This is a genomic window from Actinomadura sp. NPDC048032 (assembly GCF_040653175.1).
Classification (GTDB): domain Bacteria; phylum Actinomycetota; class Actinomycetes; order Streptosporangiales; family Streptosporangiaceae; genus Spirillospora; species Spirillospora verrucosospora.
In genome coordinates, this window is the sequence record NZ_JBEZJP010000809.1 from 1 (window position 1) to 1,289 (window position 1,289).

At 74.6% G+C, this 1,289-nt stretch carries 1 protein-coding gene and 1 pseudogene; both read right to left on the bottom strand.

Annotation, left to right across the window (positions count from 1 at the left end):
• Window positions 1-85: 85 nt before the first annotated feature.
• Window positions 86-1,003 (bottom strand): ornithine carbamoyltransferase, encoded by a 918-nt coding sequence (argF, locus tag AB0C69_RS42395; protein ID WP_345178994.1) that lies wholly within the window; start codon window positions 1,001-1,003, stop codon window positions 86-88.
• 2 nt (window positions 1,004-1,005) lie between these two features.
• Window positions 1,006-1,289: pseudogene (locus AB0C69_RS42400) on the bottom strand (hypothetical protein); the annotation flags it as partial.

The window sequence follows — 1,289 nt, forward strand, 5'->3', positions numbered from 1 at the left end:
GCGAGCTCGCCCTGCGAGTGCACGGGGTGCCGGGTCAGCAGGTCGATCACCCGGGCGTGCCGCGCGGCCTTGGTCATGGGGGTGGTCACCGGGCGCGCTCCAGGAGCCACACGAGCAGCGCCTTCTGGGCGTGCAGCCGGTTCTCGGCCTCGTCCCAGACCCGGCTGCGCGGGCCGTCGAGGACGGAGGCGGCGATCTCCTTGCCGCGGTAGGCGGGCAGGCAGTGCAGGACGACCGCCTCGGGATCGGCGAGGGCCAGCAGGTCCTCGGTCACCGAGTACGGCTCGTACAGCGAGGTGTCCTTGCCGTCCTGGCCCATCGACACCCACGTGTCGGTGGCGAGGACGTCGGCGCCGGAGGCGGCTCCGGCGGCGTCGGCGGTGACGGTCACGGACCCGCCCGTCGCGGCCGCGATCTCCGTCGCGCGCCCGACGACCGCGGGGTCGGGCGGCTGGGAGGCGGGGGCGCCGATCCGGACGTGCATCCCGGCGGTGGCGCAGCCGAGCAGGTAGGAGTGCGCCATGTTGTTGGCGCCGTCGCCGAAGTAGGCGAGGGTGACGCCGGCGAGACCGCCCTTCTCCTCCCGGACGGTCTGCAGGTCGGCGAGGATCTGGCAGGGGTGGAACTCGTCGGTGAGGGCGTTGACGACCGGGACCGCGGTGCCGGCGGCCATCTCCTCGATGCGCTCCTGCCCGCCCGTCCGCCACACGATGGCGCTGACCTGGCGTTCGAGGACGCGGGCGGTGTCGGCGATGGTCTCGCCGCGGCCGAGCTGGCTGGTGCCCGCGTCCATCACCAGGGGGTTGCCGCCGAGTTCGGCGATGCCGGCGGCGAACGACAGCCGGGTCCGGGTGGACGGCTTGTCGAACAGCACGGCCACCGAGCGGGGGCCCTCCAGCGGCCGGTGGCCGAAGCGGTCCTTCTTCACCTGCGCGGCGAGATCGAGGACCTCGGCCTGCTCGCCGGGGCCGAGGTCGTCGTCCCGCAGAAAGTGCCTGGTCACGATCAGTTCTCCTGCTCGGGGGAGGCGGCGTCGAGGATACCGGGGAACGCGTCGGCGAACGAGCCCGCCTGCTCGGCGGTCAGGATCAGCGGCGGGGCGATGCGCACCGCGTCCGGCTGGACCGCGTTGACGAGGAAGCCGGCCTCGCGCGCGGCGGCCTCCACGGCGGCCGCGTGGGGCCCGGTCAGCACGGCGGCCCGCCACAGGCCGCGGCCCCGCACGCCCGCGAACAGCGGATGGTCGAGGTTTCAGGCGGAAGACCCCGGCCCGGGTGAACAGCGCGGAC